This is a genomic window from Gordonia liuliyuniae, from assembly GCF_021739025.1.
Taxonomy (GTDB): Bacteria; Actinomycetota; Actinomycetes; order Mycobacteriales; family Mycobacteriaceae; genus Gordonia; species Gordonia liuliyuniae.
In genome coordinates, this window is record NZ_JAKKOT010000003.1 from 132,569 (window position 1) to 158,063 (window position 25,495).

Consider the following 25,495-nt stretch of genomic DNA (forward strand, 5'->3'; position numbering starts at 1 on the left):
GGTAAATACACTGTGGCGTCCCACGGACTTCCTCTCAGTGGTCGTTTCGCGGCGTCGACTCGGCCGCGGCTCGGTCCATGGACGCGATGAGGCTCGCCGGGCGCATGTCCGTCCAGTTGGCCTCCACGTAGTCGAGGCATTCGGTCTGCCCGTCGGGACCGAACACTCTCGTCCAGCCGTGCGGCACCGGAGCGAATTCGGGCCACAGCGAGTGCTGGCGTTCGTGGTTGACCAACACCAGGAAGGTTCCGTCGGCGTCGTCGAACGGGTTGGGGGTCATCAGATCTCCTTTCGGGAGGCAGCGCGGCCGGCGTCGGCTGCTCGGTTCGGTCGGCGGTTCTCGACGATGTGCCCGAACTGTGCGACGTTGCCGGGCAACAGCATGCGGGCGTGGGTGCAGTCGGCGCGGACATCGGTGAGGGTCCCCGTGACGCGGTCGGTCCAATCGGCGCGGGGATCGATCCCGGTGTCGGAGCGGGTCGCGGTCACGAACACGGCGTCGCCGGTGAAGACACGCGGCCGCCAGTGCCGGGCGAGTGGGCCGGCGGCTTCGAACGTCGCCCGGACCGCGTCGAGGTCGTCGGGTGTCAGCTCCGCCAACGGCCCGCCGGACGCCCGGACCGCCGCCGACAGCGCGGAGGGATCGGGAGTCTCGGAATCGTCGGGCAGAGCGGGGGCGTCGATGCCGAACTCACCGAGCAGGTCGCTCACGGACTCGCGGGGTAGATCCGCGTGCTCGGCGAGCACGTAGGAGTCGAGCAGCACCAGCTGCTCCACTCGTTCACCGGATTGCTGCAGGGCCACGCCGATCTCGTGCGCGATCATCCCGCCGAGCGACCACCCGAGGAGCCGGTACGGCCCGTGCGGCGCGACCTCGCGGATCCGTCGCACATAGTCGGCGGCGAGTTCGTCGATCGACTCGGCGGCGTCGGCGCCCGACAGTGCTGGGCTCTGTAGACCGTAGACGGGGCGGCCGTCGTCGACGTGGGGCAGCACGGTGGTGAAGCTCCACGCGAGTCCGATCGCCGGGTGCACGACGAACAGCGGGGTCTTCGTCGTGCCCGGGTCGCCCCGGCGGAGCGTCAACAGCGGCGCGAGCGCAGGCGACACAGCTGCGGACATGGACGAGGCGGACGTGGACGAGGCGGACGTGGACGGGGCGGATGTGGAGGGCGCGGAACGGTCACCGTCGTCGAGGTCGGTGACGGCGGCCGCCAGTTCGACTGGCGTCGGTGCGGCGAACACATCCGGCACGGTGAGCGCGAAGCCTGCCTCCCTCAGCCGAGTGGCGAGCGTGGTGGCGAGCAGTGAGTCGCCGCCGACGTCGAAGAAGTTGTCGTCGCGGCCGACTCGGTCGACGCCGAGGACGGCGGCGAACGCGTCGGCGACCCGTTGCTCGGTCTCCCCGACGGGTGCGTCGCCGACGTCCGACCGTGCGGCCGGGGCCGTGAGTGCACGTCGGTCGACCTTTCCGACGGCGGTCAACGGGAGATGCTCGAGGGCCGTGACGGTGCTCGGCACCATGTGGCGTGGCAGTCGGCGAGCGACCGCCCGGCGCACCGCGGCCGTGTCGAGGGGCCCCGCGTCGGCTTCGGGCGTCACATAGCTGTGGAGAACCGCCAGCCCGGACGTGGTGTCGGCGATCGTGACGGCGGCGCGTACCCGGGAGACAGCGGTCAACGCGTCGTCGATCTCGCCGAGCTCGACGCGGAAGCCGCGGACCTGCACCTGGCCGTCGGTGCGGCCGATGTACTCCAGGCTCCTGTCCTCCCGGCTCCACCGGACGAGGTCGCCGGTCCGGTACATCCGCTGGCCGGCGAACTCGGGACCGAGGACCATCGGAGCCGCTGGATAGCGGGTCGACGTCAACGCTCGGCGCCCGTGATAGCCGCGCGTGATTTGTGGCCCGAGCAGATAGAGTTCGCCCGCGACGCCGGCGGGGACCGGGTGCAGACGGTCGTCGAGGACCACCGCGGACACGCCGTTGTTCGGGCTTCCGATCGTCACCCGGGCCTCGGGGGACAGCGGTGCCGAGCCGGTGGTGATGATCGTGGTCTCTGTCGGGCCGTACACGTTGAGCAGCGTCCGGCCCGGCGACCAGGCACGCACCAGGTCGGGTGCGACGGCTTCGCCGCCGACGGCGAGCGAGGTGAGTGAGGGCACCGCGTCCGCCGACATGGTGGCGACCGCCGCCGGGGTGATGAAGGCGTGCGTGACCCCGCTGCGCGCGAGGAAGTCCTGCAGGTCTGTTCCGCCGTAGACGCTCGTCGGCGCCACGACGAGGGTGGCCGCGCCGGCCGCCGCGAGCAGGAACTCGAGCACGGAGGCGTCGAAGCTCGGCGATGCGAAGTGCAGGACTCGCGACGTCGTGTCGGGCGCCATGCGGTCGGCGAGCTCGTCGTGGACGGCGGCCAGACCGCGGTGCGGCACGAGCACTCCCTTGGGCGTGCCCGTTGACCCCGAGGTGTAGATGACGTACGCGAGCTGGTCGACGTCGATCGGTCGGGGCAGTTCGTCGTCGTCGATCGGCGTGGCCGGAGTCACGGCCAACCGCCGCCGCATGTCCGGGTCGTCGAGCACGAGCGGCAGGACGCCGTCGGCGGGCAGGGCGGCCGCGTGCGCGGCGGTTGTGACGATCAGGTCGGCGCCGGAGTCGTCGAGCATGTGCGCGATCCGCTCGGCCGGGTACGTCGGGTCTACCGGGACGTAGGCGGCTCCGGTGCGCACCACCGCCCAGATCGTGACGATCGCCTCGAGTGATCGGGGGATGGCGACGGCGACGACTGATTCGGGTCGACGCGCCACGCCCTGCGTGAGCAGACGACGGGCGAGACGGTTCGCCCGCTCGGACAGGTCGCGATAGGTGACGTCCACGGTGGAGCCGTCGGCGTCCTCGGCGCTGACCGCGACGCCGTCGGGGTTGCGGCGGACCGCGTCGTCGAGCAGGTCGGCGTACGTTCGCGCGGTCGTCGCCGCGGGGCCCGACACCGGAGCGAGGCGGTCGACTTCGAGGGGGTCGGTGATCCGGATGTCGCCGACGCAGCGCTGCGGATCGGCGACGAGAGCGCGGACGACACGCAGTAGACGCACGCCCAGTTCCGCCGCGCCCGCACGGCTATACCGGTTCCGCGCGTACGTCAGCGACAGACCCGGCGCAGGCGATTGGGCGTTCATGCCGGTGACGGTGAACTGCAGGTCGAACTTCGCGGTGTGCGTGTCGAGTTCGGCTATCTCGCCGACCAGGTCCGCGGAGACCGGCATCTGCTCGCCTGCGATCGAGTCGGTGAAGTCGTGGACCGACAGGGCCACCTGGAACAGCGGGCCGCGACCGGGGACGCGTGGCGGGTTGACCGCGGAGACGACGTCGTCGAACGGTGCGGTGAGATGGTCCCAAGCATCGAGGTCCTGGGATCGGACGCGTTCGAGCAGCGACTGTGCGCTGGCGGTCCGATCGATCTCCGTGCGCAACGCGACGGTGTTGACGAACATGCCGACGGTCGCCCGGAAATCCGGGTCGCCGCGGCCGCCGCTCACCGCTGCACGAGTGTCGACCGGGGTGCCGATCACCAGGTCGTCGCCGGTCCCGAGCCGGTTGAGCAGCATCGCGAGGGCGGTGTGCAGAACGGTGAACGGCGATGTCGCGTTGCTGCGAGCGAATGCGGTGACGTCGTCGCGCAAATCGTCGTCGATCGGCAGGTCGACGCGGGCGCCGCCGGTCCGGTCGGCGACCGCGGGGTCGGCGTCGACACTCGTGGCTGCAGGCGCTCCGGTCAGGACCGACGTCCAGTAGCGCAGGTCGTCGGATTCGCGGGCGATGTCGTGCGCGGAAGCGTAGTCCCGATAGTCGGGGACCGCCGGTGCGTGGGCGATCTGCGGGTCGGCGGCTCCGGTCCGGGTGCGATACGCGTCGAGGAGGTCGCCGATGACGATCGGCATGGACCCGCCGTCCGCGGCGATGTGATGCAACACGATGATCAGTGCGTGCGAATCGCCGTCGCCGGTGAGCGCCGCGCGCAGCGGCGCGTCTCGGGTGAGGTCGAAGGGACGTTCGAGTAGGGCGGTGACCACAGCGCCCGTCCTCTCTGTTCCGGCCCCCGCTGTTCCTGAACTGTGACCGTCGACTTCGATGTCGCCGACCACCTGTTCGGGATCGTCGGATACGACGCCGACGGGGCCGATGTCGGTGTCGGTGTACGTCGTGCGGAGCACGGCGTGCCGCGTGACCACGTCGACCAGGGCGCCGCGGAGAGCCGCCGCGTCGAGGCTGCCGTGCAGACGCAGGACGAACGGCATCGCGTAGTCGACACTGTCCGGATCGCTGCGGTGCAACGACCAGATCCGCTTCTGCATCGGGGCCAGCGGGAAGCGGGTCGGGCGATCCGGCACGGCTTCGTCAGTCGCGACCCCAGGCGGTCGGGCGGCGGGCGTCCGCGTGTCCGGCGTGCCGACGTCCAGCAGCCGTGCCAGGTGCGCGATGCTCGGGTCGTCGAAGATCGTGCGGACCCGGATCGGCTCACCCCGATGGACGGCGTTGATCCGGCTGACCAGCGTCGTCGCTTGCAGCGACGTTCCGCCGAGCGCAAAGAAGTCGTCGTCGGCTCCGACGCTGCCGGCGGGCAGCCCGAGCGCGTCGGCCACGAGGTCGGCGAGCACGCTCTCGGCTCCCGGTGCGGGACGTCGTGACGGGACGCGTTCGGCGCGGCGCGGCGCGGGCAGAGCGGCATGGTCGATCTTGCCGTTCACCGTCAGCGGAATCGTGTCGATCTCGACGACGGTCGACGGGACCATCTGGCGGGGAAGCCGCTGCGCGGAGAAGGTGATGAGCTCGTCCTCGGTGACGCGGGCGTCGCCGAGTCCGGTCACGTAACTGACCAGGTGCGCGGTGTCGCCGGAGCCGACGACCTGGGTGACCGCGGCTCCGACGTTCGGGTGCCGGGCGAGCGTCGCATCGATCTCGTCGAGTTCGATGCGGAAGCCGCGCACCTTGACCTGGCGGTCGTTGCGTCCGTGGAATGTGAGGGTCCCGGACAGGTCGGTGGAGGCGAGGTCGCCGGTCCGGTACATGCGCTCGCCCGAACCGTCGATCGCGCTGACGAAGGCCGCACAGGTCTGCGCCGGACGGTTCAGGTATCCGCGCGCCAGCCCCGGACCCATCAGATACAGGTCGCCGGGCGCGAATGGGGGGACGGGCCTCAGCCGTGCGTCGAGGACGACCGCGCGGGCGCCGTCGACCGGCTCGCCGATGGTGATCGGGCGGTCGGGCGAGAGCGACGACATCATCGCCACGACGGTGGTCTCCGTGGGTCCGTAGCAGTTCAGGAAGGTGCGGCCCGGAGCCCACCGCGCGACCATCTCGCGGCCGAACGACTCGCCTCCCACACCGAGGCAGCGCAGGTCCGGCAGTTCGCGCGGCGCTGCCGCCGCCAGTGCTGCGGGGGTGACGAAGGCGTGGGTGATCCGGTGATCGGCGAGGAACTCGGTGAGTTCGTCACCGCCGTAGATCGAGGGCGGTGCGATCACCATCGTGGCGCCCGCATCGACCGCGAGGAGCAGTTCCAGCATCGAGGCGTCGAAGCCGGGCGACGCGAAGTGGAGGGTCCGGCTGTCGCCGTCGACGCCGTAGCGACGCGTCTGGGTCGCCGCGAACGCGGCGAGGCCGCGGTGGGTGACCGACGTGCCCTTCGGGGCTCCGGTGGTGCCGGAGGTGTAGATCACGTACGCGCATCCGTCGATTCGGCGTGTCGGGCGGTCCCGCAGTCGTCCTCGTGCACCGGGCAGATCGGCGGTCAACTCGTCGACGGTCAGCCACGGCAGGTCGTCGGGCGCCGTCGCGAGAACCTCCGGCGTGGTGACGCCGAGGACTGATCCGGAATCGGTCAGCATGTGGCGGACGCGGTCGACCGGGTGCCGCGGATCCACGGGTAGGACGGCGGCGCCTGCCTTCGTGATCGCCCATACGGCCAGCACCGAGTCCGCCGACCGGCCGATCGCCGCGGCGACGACGTCGTCGGAACAGACGCCGTACGCGGACAGGGTGCGCGCCCACCGATCGGTGATCCGGCCGGCTTCACGGTAGGTGAGTCGTCGGACACCGTCGTCGAGCGCGAGGTCGTCCGGCCACGTCCGCACTGCCCGATCGAGGAGGTCCGCGAGGTGGCGGGGCTCAGGGGCCGTCGCATGCGGGTCGGCGGGGCCGTCGCCGGGCCGGGCCACGTCGAAGTCGCCGATCCGGCGTTCCGGGTGGTCCGCGATCTGCTGAGCGAGAGCGGCGAACCGTTGAGCGAGGTCGGTGATCCGCTGCCGGCTGTAGAGCCCGACATCGTAGGTGAAGCGGGCGACACCGTCGCGGATCCGCAACTCGAGGTCGAAGCGGGCTCCGCCGGTGCCGATCTCGCGGGCCGTGGCAGTCATGTCGGCCAACCGGACCGCGACGTCGTCGGACGGGGCGTCGACGGTGAGTGCGACACCGAACAGCGGATGTCGTCCGGTGCGTGGCGGTGCGAGCGCGGCCACCAGCTTCTCGAACGGCATGTCCGAGTGCGAGATCGCGTCGAGATCGGCGTCCCGGACGGCGGCGAGCAGGTCGGTGAACGGGACGGCGGAGTCGACTCGGGTGCGCAGCGGGACCGAGTTGACGAACATTCCGACGAGATCGGCCAGCCCCGGATCGGGTCGACCGGCGACAGGGGTGCCGATGACGAGGTCGCTGACGCCGGTCTCGACGTGTGCGGACGGATCGGCCGACATCCGGTGCAGCAGGGTAGCGAGGACGGCGTGCACCGTCATGAACTCGGTGGCACCCGCGACGGCACCGATCGCCGAGGATCGGAGGCCGTCGGGGAACTCGACGTCGACGACGCCCGCCCGGCCGGTCGCGGTCGGTTGGTCGACGTCGGACGCCAGCACGGCCGTGTGGTTGATGCCGTCGAGGTTCTCGCGCCACCAGGACGTGAGGTCGTCCAGCCGCGTCGTCCCCGCTCCGGACTCGGCCGCGAGTTCTGCGGCCTGCCACCGCAGGTAGTCGCGGTAGGTGAACGACGTCGGGCTCTGTTGCGGCGCGCGGTCGGCGTGCAGGTCGGCGTACGCCGTGGCGATGTCGCCTGCGAACGGAGCCATCGACGCACCGTCCGCGGCGATGTGGTGGACGACCAGGGTGAGCCGGTGTCGAGTGGGCTCGCCGCCGCCGCTGGGAAGACGATGCAGGACGGCACGCAGCGGTCGGTCGACGGTCAGGTCGAACGGTTGTGTCGCGAGCGCGCGGGCGTGGTGCTCCCACTCGTCGTCCGTGACGGGGGCGGGAGACAGCGTGATGTCCGCGTCTGGCATGACGTCCAGCGTCGGGCGGCCGTCGTGTGCCGGATACCGGGTGCGGAGCGGCTCGTGCCGGGCGATCGTGTGGCGCACCGCGCCTTCGAGTGCCCGCACGTCGAGGTCGCCGTCCAGGTCGAGCGCGAACGCGATGTTGTACGCGGCGCCGCCGTCCGGGCCTGCGAGCTGGTTGAGGAACCACAGTTGCTGCTGCGCCGGGCCGGGCGCGACCGGGGCGTCCGACTCGTCGTGGACGAGCGGAGAACGGACCTGCTCGTCGTCGGGCCGAGCGTCGGTGTCCGCGTCGCCGATCAGCCTGCTGATCGCCGCCACGGTCGAATTGTCGAACAGTGCGCGGACCGGGACGCGGGTACGGGTGTGCTGCTCGAGTGCGGTCGCCAACTGGGTGGCCAGCAACGAGTTGCCGCCGAGCTCGAAGAAGTCGTCTTCGCGGCCGAGCCGATCGGCGCTGATGCCGATGACCCGAGCGATCGCGTCGGCCACCGTGTGCTCGGCATGGCCCTGCAGCGGGCGGTGCCGATGCGCCTGTCCGGTGCTCCCGGGAGCGGGGAGCGCGCGGGTGTCGATCTTGCCTGCCGGGGTCACCGGGATCTCGTCGAGCGCGATGATCGTGGACGGCAGCATATGCCGCGGCAGCCGGTCGGCCAGCCGATCGCGGACGCCGCGGATGGCGGACTCGTCGAGCGAGGAACCGGCCGGAGCAGTGGCGTACGCGACGAGGTGCGCGGCGTCGTCGGTACCGGACACGACGGTGACGGCGCTTCGGATCGCAGCGTCCGCGACGAGCGCGGCGTCGATCTCGCCGAGTTCGATCCGGTGGCCGCGCACCTTGGTCTGGTGGTCGACGCGGCCGCGGAAGTCGAGAGCGTGGGCGGCGCTCCACCGAACCAGGTCGCCCGTGCGGTACATGCGGTCGCCGGGCTCGCCGAACGGATTCGCCACGAAGCGTTTGGACGTCAGCGGTCGCACACCGTGGTAGCCGCGGGCGAGATGCGAGCCGCACAGGTACAGCTCGCCGACCACGCCGGGCGCCACGGGCCGGAGCCGCTCGTCGAGGACGAGGGCCGACACGCCGCGGATGGGCCTGCCGATGGTGACCGAGTCGGTGGGTTCGATGCTGGGCGACATGGTCGCGACCACGGTGACCTCGGTGGGGCCGTACGCGTTGATCAAGCGACGGCCGTCCGACCAGAGGCGGACAGATTCCGCGTTGGGGTGTTCGCCGCCGATCACCAGGGTGTCGAGTGCGGGCAGGTCGTCCGGGGACATGGTCGACAGGAGCGACGGGGTGAGGAAGGCGTGGGTGATCGCGGCGTCGGCCATCAGGTCGGACAGTTCGCTGCCGCCGACGATGTGCGCCGGGGCGATGTGCATGCACGCCGCCGAGCCGACCGCCATGATCACTTCGAGGACCGAGGCGTCGAAGCTCGGGGACGCGAGGTGCAGGGTGCGGCTCGTCCGGGCCAGTGCCAGGCGGGACACCTGTTCGGCGGCGAAGTCGGCCAGGCCGCGATGGCTGACGACCACGCCCTTGGGACGGCCGGTGGTGCCCGACGTGTAGATCAGGTAGGCGGGCTGGTCCACGTGGATCGGGGCGATGCGGTCGGCGTCGGTGACCGGCGAGCGGTCCTCGTCGCGTCCGTTCGCGCGAACGTCGTCGGAGCCAACCAGGACCACGCGGTGGTCGGTCGTCGACAGCCGAGGCGCGGACGCCGCGTCGGTGACGACGATCTCCGCACCGGAGTCCGCGAGCATGAAGTCGGTGCGGGTCCGCGGGTAGGCGGGGTCGACCGGCACCCACGCCGCGCCCGACTTGGTGACGGCCCACAGTGCGACCATCCAGTTCGCGCCGCGCGGCAGCGACACTGCGACATAGCGTTCCGGTCCGGCGCCCTCGTCGATGAGAGTGCGGGCGAGGCGATCAGACGCCTCGTCCAACTCGCGATAGGTGAGCCGGTGGCGGTTCGCCTCGTCGACGATCGCCGGACGGTACGGTTCCGCCGACGCGGCGGTGTGCAGCAGCTGCGTGAGATGCTCCACCGGGCGGGACCCGCCGCCCATCGCGGGCACGAGGTCGAGGCGGTCGGCCGGGTCGAGAGTGCACGCGTCGCCGACGGACGTGCCGGGGGCAGCGGTCACCGTCTGCAGGAGCCGGACATATCGTGACGCGAGCCCGGCTGCGGTCGCGTGATCGAAGAGTTCGTCGGCGTACCCGAGGTTCAGTTCCATTGCACCGCCGTCGCCCGACCGGTCGGTGACGGTGAACTCGAGATCGAACTTGCTGGTGGCGGTGTCGATCCTGGTGGCGGTGGCCGCGAGCCCAGTGATGTCGAGGGACACCTGCGCGGCGTCCTCGAGCGTGACGGACACGTCGAAGTAGGGCTGACCGCTGCTGCTGCGGGCCGGGTTCAGTTCGGTCACCAGGCGGTCGAACGGCACGTCGGCGTTGTCGAACGCCGCGAGATCGCGGTCGCGCACCACCGCGAGCAGGTCGGCGAACGACGCGTTCTTGTCGACCGGGGTGCGCAACGCGAGAGTGTTGACGAACATGCCGATCAGCGGATCGAGGTCGTCGTCGCCGCGTCCGGAGACCGGCGTCCCGACGAGGATGTCGTCGGTCCCGGACACGGTGCGCAGCAGTGCGGCGACGGCGGCGTGCACCACCATGAACGGTGTGGTGCCGTGGTCGTCGGCCAGTGCGAGGATCCGCGCGCGGGTGTCCGCGTCGATCGGTGTGCGGACCGAAGCGCCCGAGCGTCCGGCGGCGCGTGACGGCGGCCGGTCGTACGGCAGTTCGGTGCCGATGGGTGCGTCGGCCAACGTCTGCGTCCAGTGCTCGATCTGGGCGCCTGCGCTCGACGTCGGATCGTCGAGCCAGGCCAGCCGGTCCGCCGCTGCCTGCCGGTAGGTGACCGGCAGAGCGGGCCATGCCGGCTCGGCGCCCGATCGGCGGGCACGGTAGGCGTCGGCGAGGTCGTCGGCCAGCGGCCCGAACGACCAGCCGTCCGCGGCGAGGTGGTGGACCACGACGGCGAGCGTGTGGTCGCGGTCGCCGTGAGCGATCAGACGAGCTCGAATCGGGAGATCCACACCGAGATCGAACGGTTCGGCAGCGAACGCTTTGAGACTGTCGGCCGAGACGGTGTCCCGACGTTCCACGTCGAGGAGCCGGCCGTCGGCGGGCCGGATGTCCTGGCAGGCGACGCCGTCGACATCGGTGACGGTGGTGCGCAGCGGTTCATGCCGGTCGACGACGTCGTTGCACGCGGCGACCAGCGCGTCGGCGTCGAGGTCGCCGATGAACCGGACGGTGAACGGCATGTTGTAGCCGGCGGCCGACTCGGGGTCCAGACGCGAGGCCAACCAGAGCCGGTGCTGTGCGGGCGAGAGGGGGACCGGACCGTCGATCGTCACGTGCCTCGATGTGCCCGCCGTGTCCGGGAGTTCGTCGGGTACGCCGTGAGCGCGGACGGCGTCGACGATCCCGGCGACGTCGGCGGGATCGAGCACGGTGCGGATTCCGAGACGTCGGCCCGTCGCGGTCGACAATCGCGCGGCGATGCGAGTCGCGGCCAGCGAGTTGCCACCGAGTTCGAAGAAGCCCGCCGACATGGAGGTCTCGGTGACGCCGAGTACCGCGCACACGGTGCGGTGCACGAGTCGTTCCAGGTCGGTGGCTGGCGCATCGGCTGCGGCGGTGCGACCGTGGCCGCCCAGGTCGGGATCGGGCAGTGCACGCCGGTCGAGTTTCCCGTTCGCGGTGGTCGGCAGGGCGTCGCATACGACGACGGCGGTGGGGATCATGTGCGCGGGGACGTGTGCCGACAGTTCATCGCGCAGGTCTCGCTCGTCGAGTCCGTCGCCGCTGACGTATCCGATGACGATCCGCTCGGACCGGAGGTCGTCGCGGGCGACGGCGCCCGCCGTGCGGACACCGGGCAGGGCGGCGAGCGCGTTCTCGATCTCCCCGAGCTCCACCCGCTGGCCGCGGATCTTGATCTGCGTGTCGCTGCGGCCCACGTAGTCGAGTTCGCCGTCGGGGCGGCGACGGACGAGGTCGCCGGTGCGGTAGAGCCGACCGCCGCCGTGCGGGTCGGCGACGAACCGGTCGGCGGTCAGGTCGGGGCGCCCGAGGTAGCCGCGTGCGAGCTGGACGCCCCCGAGGTACAGCTCGCCGATCGCGCCGGTCGGCGACGGGTCGAGACGCCGGTCGAGCACGTACGCGGTGGTGTTGTGCACGGGCCTGCCGATGGGGACCGTCGGATCGGTCGGGTCGCAGGCGTCGTGGTGGGTCACGTCGATGGTGGCCTCGGTTGGGCCGTACAGGTTGTGGATCGGCGCCGCGGTGAGGGCGGCGGTCGCGCCCACGACCCCGGGGGTCAGGGCTTCGCCGCTGGTGAAGACTGCGCGTACCGAGGCGAGCGCGGTTCGAGTCCGGGTGATGGTCTCCGGGTCGGCGGCCAGGGTCTCGGTGAACACGGCGAGCATGGACGGCACGAAGTGCAGGGCGCTCACCTCAGCCAGCTCGACCACCCGCCGCAGATACCACGGGTCGCGATGGCCGTCGGGCGCAGCGACGACGGCTGCGGCGCCGACCGACAGCGGCCAGAAGTACTCCCACACCGACACGTCGAAGCTTGCGGGCGTCTTCTGCAGCACCCGGTCCGCGGGGGTCAGCGCGTACTGGTCCTGCATCCACTTCAACCGGTTCACCAGGGCGCGGTGGGTGATCAGCACGCCCTTCGGGGTTCCGGTCGAGCCCGACGTGAACAGCAGGTAGGCCCCGTTGTCGGGGGCCACGCGCACGGTGGCGGAGTCGACGACGGAGTCGCCGTCGTCGTTCGTGGCGAGATCGTCCAGACGCGCCGTCGAGGCGGAGATCGGCCGGTCGTGGCCGTGGTCGTGGTCGTGGCCGACGATCACGAGCGCGGGCGAGGCGATGTCGAGGATGTGGTCGCGTCGTGACCCGGGCTCGTCGGGGGCCAGCGGAACGAAGACGGCGCCGGCCGCGAGGATCGCGTGCAGGGCGATGTGCTGGTCGATGCTGCGGGGAAGCATCACGCCGACGACGTCTTCGGGCCCGATGCCCCGAGCCCGCAGGCCCGCGGCCGCGGTGGTCACTCGACGGCGGACGTCGTCGTAGGTGAGGCGGTCGCCGTCCGGATCGATGAGCGCGGGCCGGTCGGCGAAGCTGCGATACGCGTCGGCGAGCAGGTCGGTCACCGTGAGGTCGCCGTAGTCGGCGGTCGGGCCGACGGCGCAGCGGTCGGCGATCGCGATCTCGTCGGAGGTCGTCACCGGGATGCCGGTGACGGGCAGCTGCGGGTCGGCGGCGACGAAGCGCGCGACGAAGTCGACGAGCCTGTGGTGGTGGGCATCGACTTCGGCGTCGTCGTAGACGTTCGGGTTCGCTTCGAGGTCGAGGTGCATCCCGCCGGAGATCGAGTCGTACACGTTCACCGACGCGTCCTCGACGGGACCGGTCGACATGATGTGCAGTGCGCCGGTGAGGGGCCCGAAATCGATGTGCTTGAAGAACAGCATCACGTTGAGCATCGGACCGAAGAACCCGCGGCGGCCGGCTGCGGCGCTGAGGACGTCGGACGTGATGTCCTCGTGCCGGAAGTGCTGGTGGCGGACCGCGTTCTTGATGTCGCCGTTCACCTCGCGGATCAGTTCGTCCACCAGGCGCGGACGGTCGGCGTCGTCGACGCAGGCGAGGACGGGCACCACGTTGGAGGTGAGACCGGCCGACGTGCGCAGCGCCGCGGTGTCGCGCGCGGCGACGGGAAGGCTCAGCATGGCGTCCGCGGTGTTGTTGAACCGGGCGAGGTACACGGTGAGGGCCGCGGCGATCACCGACGCCGGCCGGACACCTAACTCGGCTGCGCGCGACCGGATCTTCTCGACGACGGCGTCGTCGAGGGCCGTGGACACGACGGTCGCCAGGGGGGCTGCCTCGTCGCTGCGGGTCGAGAACGACGTGTTCGGCAACGCGTCCATGCCGTGCCCGAGTCGATCCGACCAGAAGTCGCGGTCGGCGGTGAACTGCGCCGATCCGCGGTAGTTGGCGTCGAGGTCGGCAACGTCGGCCATCGACGCGATGTCGGCGTCGGGGAGCGGACTGCCGTCGGCCGCCGTGTATCGCTGGGCGACGCGCAGCATCATGTACATCGCGGCGTAGCCGTCGAAGGCCAGGTGGTGGCCCCAGCAGTACCAGATGCTGTGCTCGGGCCCGAGCGTCAGCAGGTAGGTCTCCAGGAGGGGGTCGGTGAACAGGTCCGGGACGTGCGAGCGGTGCTCGTCCATCCACTGCTGCGCCGCCCGGAGTGGGTCGGCGTGCCGGGAGAAGTCTCGTCGCCCGAGCGTGACGTCTCGGTGGTCGTCGACGAACGCGGTCGGTTCGTCCTCCCCATTCCATACGAGGCGCAGGAGACCGGACTCGGTCTCGACGACGGCGTCGCGGACCGCGCGGTCCAAGCGGTCCGCGTCGACGTCGCCGTGGAATTCGACGTACGCGGCGACCGACATCGGCACGTGCGGGTCGATCTGCTGGGCGTAGTAGATGCCGCGCTGGGCGGCCGTCAGCGGCAGTTGCGCCCGGGTCTGGACGGAATGGATCAGATTGTCTGTGCTCACGCGTTCCTCCTTCGGCAGCTGTCATAGGGTCTTCGGCTGGGGACCCGCCGCGGATGGGTCGAATCTGAAATCGATGAAACGACTCTGGAACTGCGGCCTCGGAGAAAGCGCCGCAGCCTCACCTACCTCGTCACAGCATCAATGCGTCGTAGCAGCCTGGGCGGAGGCTGCTACGACGCATTGATGGTGCATTTGGGGAGGTGAGGCTGCGATACAGCCGTTGAGGTTGCGACGACTCAGCTGAGCCGCGCAGATGGCCCGGGTCGGCGAACGCGACCGGGCCGGGCGCCGGATGGGCGAAGAAACATGACGCCGAATCGGGACACGATGCGGTCGAAAGGCGTGATTCTCGGTGAGGGATCGCAGATCAGCGGTCTGCGCGTCGACGGTATCGGAAGCCTCAGCTCCGCCGTCGCACGCTCACGCTCGCACGCTCACCAGTACCCTTCTGGGTCGGCGTCGGGCGACTGGCGAGGGACGATGCCCTCGGCGACGCCGTGGTCGATGGTTGCCGACATACGTGGGCAGGTCGGGAGCATCGCCGGATTGCCGCCTTCGGCGCGGATCTTCGAGATCTCGTCGCAGCGCTCGAGTGCGTCGTCGGTCCACTGGACGCTCGTGTGATGCGGACTCGTCTTCTTGACCATCACGCAGGCGTGGCAGGTCCGACACTCGATCTCGGTGAGACCGCCCGCCAGATAGTGTCGACGATCGCGGGCGGTGGCGGCCGCGATCGTCGACAGACGCTCCGGGTCGGCCGAGTAGTCGGGCGCTTTGGCCCAGCCGCTCGCCCTAGAAGCATCCACGGTCATCAGACCGACGCGCCGGAGTCTTCGGAAGCCTCCTCGGCGGCCTTCTCCTCGGCCTGCACCCGCAGGTTCTCCTCGATCTCGATGCCCCAGTTCTCGAGGGCCTTCTCCGTGTCGATCTCGTACTCGAAGCGTCCGCTCATCTCGTCGGTGACATCGTCGACGTCGACGTAGAACTGCTCGTACCAGCGACGCAGCTGGTAGACAGGGCCGTCCTCCTCCACGAGGAGGGGATTGTCGATGCGTGTCTTGTGCTTCCAGATCTCGACGTCCTGCAGGAAGCCGACCTCCACGCCAGAACTGATCTTCGACGCCATCCGTGCGCCCTGCTCGGGCGACAGGCCTTCGGGGATCTTCGCCATGACACCGAACATCAGGACGAACGAGTTCGAGTCGATCGGGTAGTGGCAGTTGGTGAGGATGGTCTCGACCGCGTACTCGCCGTAGTACTGCACCATCGGGTTCAGCATGTACGACGGGCCGTAATAGGCGGCAATCGACTCGAGTCGGCTGTCGCCGTACGCCGACGTCAGGCTGATGTCCGGGCGACCGCGGCTGTTCATGTACTGCGCGGCGGTCTCGCCCTCGAAGACGTTCTTGAAGTAGTCGGGCAGGGCGTAATGCACGTAGAAGAAGTGCGCCATGTCGACGACGTTGTCGATGATCTCCCGGCAGTTGGACCCGCTGATCACGAGGCGGTTCCACGTCCAGTCGGTCCAGCCTTCGCCGCCGTACTCGGCGAGTTCCGGAATGATCACGTCCTCGGGCGGCGGGTTGCCTTCCGGATCGTTGTAGATGAACACCTGCCCATTGCGGATCATCGTCGGCCAGGTGCGGGTCTTGGCGAGCTTCGGGTGGCGTTTGGCGTACGGGACGCCTGCGCATCGTCCCTTGCCGTTCCACTGCCAGCCGTGGAACGGGCAGGCCACGTTGTCGCCGCGGACCTTGCCCTGCGACAGGTCGGCGCCCATGTGCCTGCAGTAGGCGTCGAGGGCCTTCACGTTGCCTTCGGAATCGGCCCACACGACAAGCTTGGTGCCGAAGATCTCCAGGGAGTGCGGCTTGCCGTCGGTGTAGTCGGTGGTGAGGCCGATGCAGTGCCATCCACGCGCGAAGCGGGTCGGCGGGGTTCCGGTGTCGATTTCGCGGATGTCGACGTCAGTCATCTGTTGCTCCTCGATGTCTGTTGTTGATCGGGCTGTCGTGCTGCTCGTATGAATCAATAGTAGAACAGGTTCCAGTCAGAATGAGAACGTGTTCTAATATTGGTCTAGAAGGATCGTCACGAACACTGATTAGGAGAGGCCCATGGGAGCACAGCGGAGCGAAGCCGCACAGGGGGTTCTGAACAAGATCGACGCGCTGCTGCCTGAGCTCGCACAGCGGGCCCAGTCGACCGAAGACGCACGTCGTGTCACCGACGAGGTCGCCGAGATGCTGGCCGACACCGGCTTCTTCAAGTTGATGCAGCCGTCGCAGTGGGGCGGCTACGAGACCGATCCGGTCACGTACTACGAAGCGGTTCGACGGATCGCGACCGCCTGCGGATCCACCGGATGGGTCGCAGGCATCGTCGGCATCCACAACTGGCATCTGGCGCTCTTCCCGCAGCAGGCGCAGGAGGACGTGTGGGGCGACGACCCGACCGTCCGCATCTCTTCGTCGTACGCGCCGATGGGAGTGGGTGAGGTCGTCGACGGCGGCTACAAGGTGAACGGCTCGTGGGCCTGGTCGTCGGGTTGTGAGATCGCCGAATGGGTGGTCGTCGGCGGACCGGTCATGAAGAACGGCAAGCCGGTCGACTTCGTCAGCTACCTGATCCCGCGCAGTGACTACAACATCAAGGACGTGTGGAACGTCGTCGGTCTGCGCGGCACGGGTTCGAACACCATCGAGGTCAAGGACGCGTTCGTGCCCACGCACCGCATGCTGAGCTTCCGCGCGATGAGCATGGGCACCGCCGAAGGCCTCGAGCGCAACACCGCACCGGTCTACAAGATGCCGTGGGGCACCATCCACCCGTCGACCATCTCGACGCCCATCGTCGGCATGGCCTACGGCGCCTACACCGCCCACGTCGAACATCAGGGCAAGCGAGTCCGCGCCGCGTACGCAGGCGAGAAGGCGAAGGACGATCCGTTCGCCAAGGTTCGGATCGCCGAGGCGAGCAGCGACATCGACGCCGCCTGGCGTCAGCTGTCGGGGAATCTGCAGGCCGAGTACGACCTGATCCTCGCGGGTGAAGAGGTGCCGATGGAACTGCGTCTGGCCGCACGACGCGACCAGGTCCGCGCCACCGGTCGCGCGATCGACGCCATCGACCTGCTCTTCGAGAACTCCGGAGCCCACGCTCTGGAGAACGGCACGCCGATCCAGCGGTTCTGGCGTGACGCCCACGCCGGGCGCGTCCACGCGGCGAACGACCCCGAGCGGGCCTACGTCGCGTACGGCAACGGGGAGTTCGGGCTCCCCATCGGCGACACGATGGTCTAAGGATTCCGGGTTCACGGGATCGGCCGCTCCAACTTTTGAGGAATGAGAATGACTGACGAGCAGGGCCCCATCCGGTCGCTGGGCTACATGCGGATCGACGCAACCGACATGGATGCGTGGCGTGAGTACGGACTGAAGATCCTCGGCATGGTGGAAGGTAAAGGGACCATTCCCGGTGCCCTCTACCTGCGGATGGACGATTTTCCGGCGCGCTTGGTGATCGTCCCGTCCGACCGCGACCACCTCGCGTGCTCGGGCTGGGAGTGTGCGACAGCCGCCGGATTGCAGGATGTTCGGGACCGCCTCACCGCGGCGGGCATCGACTACCGGGAAGGTACGGCGGACGAGCTCGTCGACCGGGCCGTCGCCGAACTGATCGTCTTCGCTGATCCCGACGGCAACGTGCTCGAAGCGTTCCACGGCGTCGCCCTGCAGCATCGCCGAGTGGTCAGCCCCTACGGCCACACGTTCGTCACGGGGGAGCAAGGACTCGGCCACGTCGTGCTGACCACCACGGACGACGCGAAGGCTCTCGCGTTCTACCGCGACGTCCTCGGCTTCCGGTTGCGCGACTCGATGCGGCTGCCACCGCAGGTCGTCGGCCGGGACGAGGGCGAGGAGTCGGCGTGGCTGCGCTTCTTCGGCTGCAATCCGCGCCATCACTCGCTGGCGTTCCTGCCGATCCCGAACAGCACCGGCATCGTCCACCTGATGGTGGAGGTCGAAGAGACCGACGACGTCGGACTCGCGCACGACCGTGCCCTCCGCAAGAAGGTGCCGATGTCGGCGACGCTCGGACGTCACGTCAACGATCTGATGCTCTCGTTCTACATGAAGACGCCCGGCGGGTTCGACGTCGAGTTCGGCTGCGAGGGACGCCAGGTGGACGACGACGAGTGGGTCGCACGCGAGTCGACGGCGGTCAGCCTGTGGGGCCATGACTTCACCATCGGATTGAAGGGCTGAGGCGGTGGTCGCGCGCTCACCGTTCGGCACTGACGAGTTCGACTCCCGGCAGTTCCGTACCGCGATGGGACAGTTCTGCACCGGCATCACCGTCATCACGTCGAAGAACTCCGACGACGAGCCGGTCGGCTTCGCCTGCCAGAGTTTCGCCGCGCTGTCGTTGGACCCGCCGCTGGTGATCTTCTGTCCGATGAAGTCCTCGCGGACCTGGCCTGCGATCGCCGAGCGCGGGACGTTCGTGGTGAACATCCTGTCGAACCGGCAGCAGGCGGTGAGCGCGGTGTTCGGTGCGCCCGGCCAGGACAAGTTCTCGTCCGTCAGCTGGGATTCGTCGCCCGCGGGCATGCCCGTGATCCGCGACAGTCTCACCTGGGTGGAGTGCACGGTCGAGACGGTCACCGACGGCGGCGATCACTACGTCGTCGTCGGTCGCGCGAACATCCTCGGCGACGTACTGCAAGACAAGCCGCTGCTGTTCTACCGCGGCGGGTACCTGTCGACCGAGCATCCGCGCGTGACGCCCGCACAGGAGGAACTGGACAATTTCCTCACCTGGAACGGGGGCGACACATGGCTGTGACTGACGGTGGGGCCCGAGCCGATGGCGGCGTGACGAAACCGTTCACCGATGCGATCGCAGAAGCGGAGGCGCTCGTCGCGTCCGCCGAGTTCGCCGAGACTGATGCTGATCGCGCGGAGGGCCTCGACTATCTGGCAGGCGGGATCTCGTCGATCCTGCATTTGGCCGGCACGTACAGCAAGACGCACCCGACGTTCGTGACGTCCACCGGGCCGTACTCGAAGATGGGGTTGGACAACCCCGACACGATCTACTACCACGCGAACGTGGTACCGGACGCGACGTACGTTGTGCGCGGTGTGCGCGGGTCGACGACCGACCTGAGTTTTCAGGTGTTGCGCGGCGACTACACGCCGACCGATGTGCCCGGCGGCGACGATGCGTTCGATGATCGGCGCATCACCGTCGCCGCCGACGGGTCATTCGAGATCACGTTCGGGCCCGATCAAACGGGCGCCGGGAGCGGAGTGAGCGGGCCCAATCAAACGGGCGCCGGGAGCGGAGTGAGCGGGCCCAATCAACCGGGCGCCGGGAGCGACTGTTTCGCTCTCGGCGAGGGCGCGTCGATGCTGGCGGTGCGGGAGGTCTACTCCGACTGGGATACCGAGCGTCGCGGGTCGGTGACGATCGAGCGGGTCGATTCGGTGGGTACCGCGCCGCCGGAGCCGACGGAGGCGAACCTCGCGCGGCGGTATCGGATCGCGGCGTCGATGTTGAAGACGCGGGTCAACACGTGGTTCAACTTTCCGAAGTGGTTCTATCTCGACGAGCCGGTGAACACGTTCACGGCGCCGCGCACCACTCCTGGCGGTCTGTCGACGCAGTATTCGTCGGTCGGCCATTTCGATCTGCCGGCCGGGAAGTCGATGGTGGTGACGGTTCCGTGTTCGAATGCGCCCTATCAGGGATTCCAACTCGGCAGTCTCTGGTACATCTCGCTCGACTACGTCAACCATCAGACGTCGTTGAATTCGGCTCAGGCGCAGACGGATCCGGACGGAATGATCCGGATGGTGATCTCGGCGAACGATCCGGGCGTCGCGAACTGGGTGGAGACGACGGGGCGTCGTCGCGGCATCCTGCAGTTCCGGTGGCAGCGTGTCGACGACCCGATCGGCCCGGAGTCGGGCCCGACGTGTGTGGTCGTCGACGACGCCGACGTCCCCGCCCACTTGCCCTTCTTCGACGACAACCGGATCGACGCCGCGGGCTGGTCGGCGCGTATCGCGGCCCGGCAACGCGCCTTCGCGAACCGCATGCTCGGCTAGCTCTGCTGGTCGAGAGGGGGCGAGACCTACCCGCTTAACCGAGAGGACTGCACACCAATGACACTCTTGACCGACAAGGTCGTCGTCGTGTCGGGCGTCGGGCCCGGCCTCGGCCGATCCCTCTGCCTTCGGGCGGCGGCGAACGGGGCCAAGGTGGTCCTCGCCGCGCGCACCGAGTCGCGCCTCAACGACGTGGCTTCGCAGGTCCGCGACCTGGGTGCGCAGGCTCTCGTCGTCCCCACCGACATCACCGACGACGACGCCGTCGAGCGGTTGGTGCGCCGGACGGTCGACGAGTTCGGCCGCGCTGACGTTCTCGTCAACAATGCGTTCGCGATGCCGTCGATGAAGCCGCTCGGGCGGACTGACTTCGAGCAGATCGAAACCAGTCTGAATCTCACGGTGCTCGGCACGCTGCGCGTGATCAAGGCGTTCACGTCGACTCTCGCGGAGAGCCGAGGGTCGATCGTCAACATCAACTCGATGGTGATCCGCCATTCGGAGCCGCGGTACGGAAGCTACAAGTTGGCGAAGTCGGCGCTGCTGGCGATGTCGCAGTCGCTTGCGACCGAGCTCGGCGGGCAGGGTATCCGGGTCAACAGCGTCGCGCCCGGCTACATCTGGGACGACCAGCTCAAGTGGTACTTCGGGGAGATCGCGAAGAAGTATGAGATCACGCCGGAACAGGTGTACGAGCAGACTGCGTCCAAGAGTGATCTGAAGCGACTGCCGGAGCCTGATGAGATCGCCGACGCCGCCGTTTTCCTGGCATCGCCGATGGCGAAGGCCATCACGGGGCACACCCTCGACGTGAATTGCGGTGAATACCATGACTGAACTGCGTACTTCGGTCGGCACGGTCGATGACCTGCATGCTGCTGCGGCTCGGACCGTCGGGCTCGACGACTTCGGCGATCGCGACTATCTCGACGGCTTGGAGGTGCTCCTCGAGTCGTATCGGAACGACGCGGGGCTCACCGAGCTCGGCAGCAAGATGTTCCGGTACTTCCTCAAGGGTGCGCTGATCGCGCGTCTCCTCAGCGAGGCGGGCTGGAAGAACAATCCGGGCTGTGTCGACGTCGCGGTGGAACGGCCGGTGTTCGTGACGGGCCTGCCGCGGACCGGGACGACGGCGCTGCATCGGCTGCTGGCGGCCGATCCCGCTCATCAGGGGCTCGAGATGTGGTTGACGGAGTTCCCGCAGCCGCGTCCGCCGCGGGAGACGTGGGCCGACAATCCGGTGTTCGCGCAGATCGAGGCGGGAATCGCCCAGCACCACGTCGAGAACCCCGAGTTCATGGGCCTGCACTACATGAGTGCGAGCGATGTCGAAGAGTGTTGGCAGTTGCTGCGCCAGTCGCTCATGTCGATCTCGTACGAGTCCCTCGCCTACCTGCCGACGTACTCGCGGTGGCTGCAACAGCGGGACTGGACTCCCGCCTACCGTCGCCATCGGAAGAATCTGCAGTTGATCGGCTCGAACGACCCGGGCAAGCGGTGGGTGTTGAAGAATCCGAGCCATCTGTTCGCGCTCGATGCGCTGTTGGAGGTTTACCCGGATGCGATCGTCGTGCAGACGCATCGTGCGCCGGAGACGATCATCCCGTCGATGTGCAGTCTCGCCGAGCACGCGACCGAGGGCCATTCGACGGTGTTCACCGGGGCGACGATCGGACAGACGCAACTGGACCTGTGGTCGCGCGGACTGCGGGAGTTCTCCGCCGCTCGAGCGAAGCACGATCCCGCGCAGTTCGTCGACGTCGACTTCGACGAGTTGCGGGCCGACCCGTTCGCTGCGGTCGGTCGGGTCTACGACGCTCTCGGTGCTCCGCTGTCGGAGGAGGCGCGCGACGCGATGGTCGCGCTCGACTCGGAGTCGAAGTCCGGCGACCGCAAGCCCGCACACAAATACTCGCTGGAGGACTACGGTCTCACCGCGGATCAGGTGCGAGACGCATTCGGGGGCTGACCTCAAGTTCCCCGCTCAGGGGCGGCATCGCTTAGGGGTGAGACCCCGGAGCTGAGTGGGGAATCTGACGTCAGCGAAGATGGTTTCGGTTGACCGAACTTTAATTAGGCAGCTACCCTAATCGTATGTTGCGGAGTCGTCGAAACAGTGTGTTCGTGCGGACGGGGGCTCTCCTCGGTCCGGCGTTCGTCGCGTCGATCGCGTACGTCGATCCGGGCAATGTCGCCGCCAACATCACAGCGGGTGCGAAATACGGATATCTGCTGGTGTGGGTGCTCGTGTTGGCGAACGGCATCGCAGTGATGGTGCAATATCAGTCGGCGAAGCTCGGCGTCGTCACCGGTCGGACGCTGCCTCAGACGCTCGGTGACCGACTCCCCGGCAAGTCTCGCCTGATGTACTGGGCACAGGCCGAACTCGTCGCGGGCGCCACCGACATCGCGGAAGTGATCGGCGGGGCCGTCGCCCTTCACCTGCTGTTCGGACTGCCGCTGCCGGTCGGCGGAGCGATCGTCGGCGTGATCGCCATGATCCTGTTGGTCACCGCCAACCGACGCAGACAGCGCCAGTTCGAGACGATCATCGTCGGACTGCTCGCCGTGATCGTCGTCGGGTTCCTAGCGGGGCTGGTCGTGAGCCCACCCGATGCAGGCGGAATGCTGGGCGGGATGGTTCCGCGCCTGGACGGGACCGAGACGGTGTTGCTCGCCGCGTCGATGCTCGGCGCGACAGTGATGCCGCACGCGATCTACCTGCACTCGTCACTCGTCATCGACCGACACGGCGAGCCGACGAGTCCGCAGCGGACACGACGGCTGCTGTCCGCGACGAAGGTCGACGTCTGGGTGGCGCTGGTCCTCGCGGGCGCCGTCAACATCGCACTGCTCGTGCTGGCCGCGACCAGCCTGTACGGCCACGAGGGCACCGACAGCATCGAGGGCGCCCACGCGGCGGTCCGCGATGCGTTGGGGCCGGTCGTCGCGGGTGCGTTCGCCGTCGGTCTCCTCGCCTCCGGCATCGCGTCGACGTCGGTCGGTTCGTATGCGGGCGGCGCGATCATGGCGGGCATGCTCCGCCGACAGTTCCCGATGGTCGTCCGGCGGGCGGTGACCCTGATCCCGGCGCTGGTCATCCTCGGCGCGGGCATCGACCCGACGACCGCGCTGATCATCTCCCAGGTGGTCTTGAGCTTCGGCATCCCGTTCGCGATCATCCCGCTGCGCCGCTACACGTCCGACCGTGCGCTGATGGGCTCGTTCACCGACGGTCCGTGGCTGCGGTGGGCGTCCATGGCCGCGGTCGTCGCCGTCGTCGTGCTCAACATCGCGCTGATCGGATTGACGCTGACCGGATCGGGGTGACGCCCGCCGCGCGTACTACAGGAGCAACTACTAGAGGGGCACCGACTGCAGGGCCTCATGTGGCTGCCCGAACAGCTGGGCGTCGGCCTGCGCGCGTTTGAAGTACAAGCCGATGTCGTGTTCCCAGGTGATGCCGATGCCGCCGTGCAACTGGATCGCCTCTCCCGTCACGCGCATGTACTCCTCGGAGCACTGCACGTGCGCGACAGCCGCGAGCTGTGCCGCGTCGTCGCGTCCGGCGACGACCGCGGCCACTGCGGCCGCCGACATCGAGCGCATCGCTTCGACGGACACGTACATGTCGGCCATCCGATGCTTGAGCGACTGGAACGACCCGAGCGTCCGACCGAACTGCTTGCGGTCCGACGTGTACTCGACGGTGAGCGCCAAGGCTCGTGCCGCGCCGCCGACCTGTTCGGCCGAGAGCATCGCCCACGCCAACGTGCGGATCCGGTCTGCGATTCCCGGTGGCGAACTGACCGCGGTCGCAGGCACCTCGTCGAAGGAGACGCGTGCCAGCGGGCGCGTCGGATCGAGTACCGGGAGCGCGGTCACCGTGATGCCGGGAGCGGACGCGTCGATCTCGTGCAAGGTGATGTGCTGCCCGTCGTCGCCCGCTCGGGCGAGGACGAGGAAGACGTCGGCGGATTCGCCGTCGATCACGTACTCCGCCGTCCCGGACAGCAGTCCGGCATCGGCCGAGACGCCCGGTGTGTTCCATCCGGTCGCCCCCGCCCAACAGAGCGCGCCGATCGTCTCGCCCGACGCCAGGCCGGGGAGTAGCCGTGCGGCCGCCTCGGAGTCCTCCGACGCGAGGACCGCCCCCACCGCGAGAACCGCCGACGAGAACACCGGCACCGGCGACAACGTCGCGCCGACCTCCTCGACGGCGAGCGCGGTCTCCGCCCACGAGGCGTCGGCGCCGTCGTACTGCTCGGGCACGGCCAGCGCGGAGACACCGATCTCGGCGCACAGCGTGTCCCAGAGGTCGCGGTCCACACGGCCGTCGCTCTGCATGGCCGTGCGAACGGCTTCGGACGTCGACCGTTTGCGCAGAACGTCACGGATCGAGTCGGTGAGGGCAGCGCGTTCCTCGGCGCCGACCTCCGAACTCACAGCGACTCCAGGATCAGGGCCCGATGATGGGCTGGCGTGCCCCACGCGGACAACAGCGCGCGCGTCTTGGTCAGATACAGCGACAAGTCGTGCTCGGCCGTGTAGCCGATCGCGCCGAGTACCTGCAGGCCCTGCCGCGACGCCAGGTACGCGGCCTCGCCCGCCGCGACCTTGGCGGCCGAGACGTCCCGGCTGACGTCGGTCCCGTCCGGTACCTGCCCGTCGATGCCTGCCGCCGCGCCGTGCACCAGCGGGCGGGCCATCTCGATCGCGATCGCGACGTCTGCCAGGTGGTGCTTCACCGCCTGGAACGAACCGATCTCACGGCCGAACTGCTTGCGCGACTTCGCGTACTCGGCGGCCAGATCGAGCATCGCCGAGCCGAGCCCGAGGAGCTGGGCGGCGGTCGCGAGGGCGCCGAGGTCTCGACTCCGCTCGATCGACGTGGTGGAGGCCCCGGTCGAGCGTGTGCCCGCCGACAGCACGGCCACGCGCCGCGTCGGATCGACGGTGTCGAGGAGTTCGCCCGCCGTCGCGGTGAATACGCCGTCGGCGGTGATCAGGTAGGGCGTGGCCGCATCGGGGTCGACTGCGCGCGGACAGACCGGCGGCAGCGCGCACGTCGCCGGAGCGCCGCCGAGCAGAGCATCGAGGTCGTCGCCCGCACCCAGCGCGGCCGGTACGACGGCGAAGGTCTCGGCGATCGGACCCGGCAGTGCGCCGTAGCCGAGTCGCTCGACGGCGGCGACCATCTCCACGGCGCCCGCGCCGCTGCCGCCGAGTTCGTCGGGGACGAGCAGGCCGGTGATGCCCGCCTCGGCGAGCTGGCGGTACACGTCGAGTGCCGCGGACCGGTCGTCGTCCTCGGCCCATGCGCGCGCGACGGCGACACCGCCCGCCCGTTCGAGGATGCCGTCGACCGTCTGCGCGAGATCGGTGTGAATGTCACTGAGGAGGAAGTCCAT

General features: G+C 69.0%; 13 protein-coding genes. 7 read left to right on the forward strand and 6 right to left on the reverse strand.

The window, feature by feature from the left end:
- Positions 1–34: 34 nt before the first annotated feature.
- The 4 genes from L5G28_RS05515 to L5G28_RS05530 form a co-directional block, all read right to left on the reverse strand.
- Entirely contained in the window at positions 35–280 is a 246-nt protein-coding gene (locus L5G28_RS05515; protein WP_236997735.1) for an MbtH family protein, read from the reverse strand.
- Positions 280–13,968, reverse strand: a complete 13,689-nt coding sequence (locus L5G28_RS05520) for a non-ribosomal peptide synthetase (protein ID WP_237000658.1) — start codon at positions 13,966–13,968, stop codon at positions 280–282. The genes L5G28_RS05515 and L5G28_RS05520 overlap by 1 nt, the downstream gene beginning before the upstream one ends.
- 434 nt (positions 13,969–14,402) lie before the next feature.
- Positions 14,403–14,780, reverse strand: a complete 378-nt coding sequence (locus tag L5G28_RS05525) for a hypothetical protein (RefSeq protein WP_372477178.1) — start codon at positions 14,778–14,780, stop codon at positions 14,403–14,405.
- Positions 14,780–15,943, reverse strand: coding sequence for a 3-ketosteroid-9-alpha-monooxygenase, oxygenase component (locus L5G28_RS05530; RefSeq protein ID WP_237000660.1), 1,164 nt, complete (start codon positions 15,941–15,943; stop codon positions 14,780–14,782). Before L5G28_RS05530 ends, L5G28_RS05525 begins: the two co-directional genes overlap by 1 nt.
- A gap of 142 nt (positions 15,944–16,085) precedes the next feature.
- On the opposite strand from L5G28_RS05530, the gene hsaA reads away from it, so the two are divergent.
- From hsaA to L5G28_RS05565, 7 genes are all read left to right on the forward strand, one after another.
- Complete coding sequence (gene hsaA, locus L5G28_RS05535; RefSeq protein WP_236997730.1) at positions 16,086–17,270, forward strand: 3-hydroxy-9,10-secoandrosta-1,3,5(10)-triene-9,17-dione monooxygenase oxygenase subunit; 1,185 nt, start codon at positions 16,086–16,088, stop codon at positions 17,268–17,270.
- A gap of 48 nt (positions 17,271–17,318) precedes the next feature.
- Entirely contained in the window at positions 17,319–18,236 is a 918-nt protein-coding gene (hsaC, locus tag L5G28_RS05540; RefSeq protein ID WP_237000661.1) for an iron-dependent extradiol dioxygenase HsaC, read from the forward strand.
- A 64-nt stretch (positions 18,237–18,300) separates the two neighbouring features.
- Positions 18,301–18,816 (forward strand): 3-hydroxy-9,10-secoandrosta-1,3,5(10)-triene-9,17-dione monooxygenase reductase subunit, encoded by a 516-nt coding sequence (hsaB, locus tag L5G28_RS05545; protein ID WP_237001262.1) that lies wholly within the window; start codon positions 18,301–18,303, stop codon positions 18,814–18,816.
- Complete coding sequence (locus L5G28_RS05550; RefSeq protein WP_237000662.1) at positions 18,807–20,084, forward strand: hypothetical protein; 1,278 nt, start codon at positions 18,807–18,809, stop codon at positions 20,082–20,084. The genes hsaB and L5G28_RS05550 overlap by 10 nt, the downstream gene beginning before the upstream one ends.
- A gap of 57 nt (positions 20,085–20,141) precedes the next feature.
- A complete protein-coding gene (locus L5G28_RS05555; RefSeq protein WP_237000663.1) occupies positions 20,142–20,921 on the forward strand; it encodes an SDR family oxidoreductase in 780 nt (259 codons plus the stop codon).
- The gene (locus L5G28_RS05560) at positions 20,914–22,053 is read left to right on the forward strand and encodes a sulfotransferase family protein (RefSeq protein WP_237000664.1); all 1,140 of its coding nucleotides are present in this window, start codon (positions 20,914–20,916) and stop codon (positions 22,051–22,053) included. Before L5G28_RS05555 ends, L5G28_RS05560 begins: the two co-directional genes overlap by 8 nt.
- Before the next feature lie 125 nt (positions 22,054–22,178).
- Entirely contained in the window at positions 22,179–23,414 is a 1,236-nt protein-coding gene (locus L5G28_RS05565) for an Nramp family divalent metal transporter (protein ID WP_265743843.1), read from the forward strand.
- Between the two features lie 30 nt (positions 23,415–23,444).
- Here the strand turns inward: L5G28_RS05565 and L5G28_RS05570 are convergent, their stop codons facing one another.
- Together L5G28_RS05570 and L5G28_RS05575 are read right to left on the reverse strand one after the other, a co-directional pair.
- Positions 23,445–24,530 carry an acyl-CoA dehydrogenase family protein gene (locus tag L5G28_RS05570; RefSeq protein WP_237000666.1) on the reverse strand — a complete coding sequence of 362 codons (1,086 nt, stop codon included), beginning with the start codon at positions 24,528–24,530 and terminating at the stop codon, positions 23,445–23,447.
- The gene (locus L5G28_RS05575; protein ID WP_237000668.1) at positions 24,527–25,495 is read right to left on the reverse strand and encodes an acyl-CoA dehydrogenase family protein; all 969 of its coding nucleotides are present in this window, start codon (positions 25,493–25,495) and stop codon (positions 24,527–24,529) included. Before L5G28_RS05575 ends, L5G28_RS05570 begins: the two co-directional genes overlap by 4 nt.

Coding starts and splice junctions, on each gene's coding strand:
- L5G28_RS05565 (WP_265743843.1), top strand. CDS start 22,179: ATGTTGCGGAGTCGTCGAAACAGTGTGTTCGTGCGGACGGGGGCTCTC.
- hsaC (WP_237000661.1), top strand. CDS start 17,319: ATGACTGACGAGCAGGGCCCCATCCGGTCGCTGGGCTACATGCGGATC.
- hsaB (WP_237001262.1), top strand. CDS start 18,301: ATGGGACAGTTCTGCACCGGCATCACCGTCATCACGTCGAAGAACTCC.
- hsaA (WP_236997730.1), top strand. CDS start 16,086: ATGGGAGCACAGCGGAGCGAAGCCGCACAGGGGGTTCTGAACAAGATC.
- L5G28_RS05530 (WP_237000660.1), bottom strand. CDS start 15,943: ATGACTGACGTCGACATCCGCGAAATCGACACCGGAACCCCGCCGACC.
- L5G28_RS05555 (WP_237000663.1), top strand. CDS start 20,142: ATGACACTCTTGACCGACAAGGTCGTCGTCGTGTCGGGCGTCGGGCCC.
- L5G28_RS05515 (WP_236997735.1), bottom strand. CDS start 280: ATGACCCCCAACCCGTTCGACGACGCCGACGGAACCTTCCTGGTGTTG.
- L5G28_RS05525 (WP_372477178.1), bottom strand. CDS start 14,780: ATGACCGTGGATGCTTCTAGGGCGAGCGGCTGGGCCAAAGCGCCCGAC.
- L5G28_RS05575 (WP_237000668.1), bottom strand. CDS start 25,495: ATGGACTTCCTCCTCAGTGACATTCACACCGATCTCGCGCAGACGGTC.
- L5G28_RS05560 (WP_237000664.1), top strand. CDS start 20,914: ATGACTGAACTGCGTACTTCGGTCGGCACGGTCGATGACCTGCATGCT.
- L5G28_RS05550 (WP_237000662.1), top strand. CDS start 18,807: ATGGCTGTGACTGACGGTGGGGCCCGAGCCGATGGCGGCGTGACGAAA.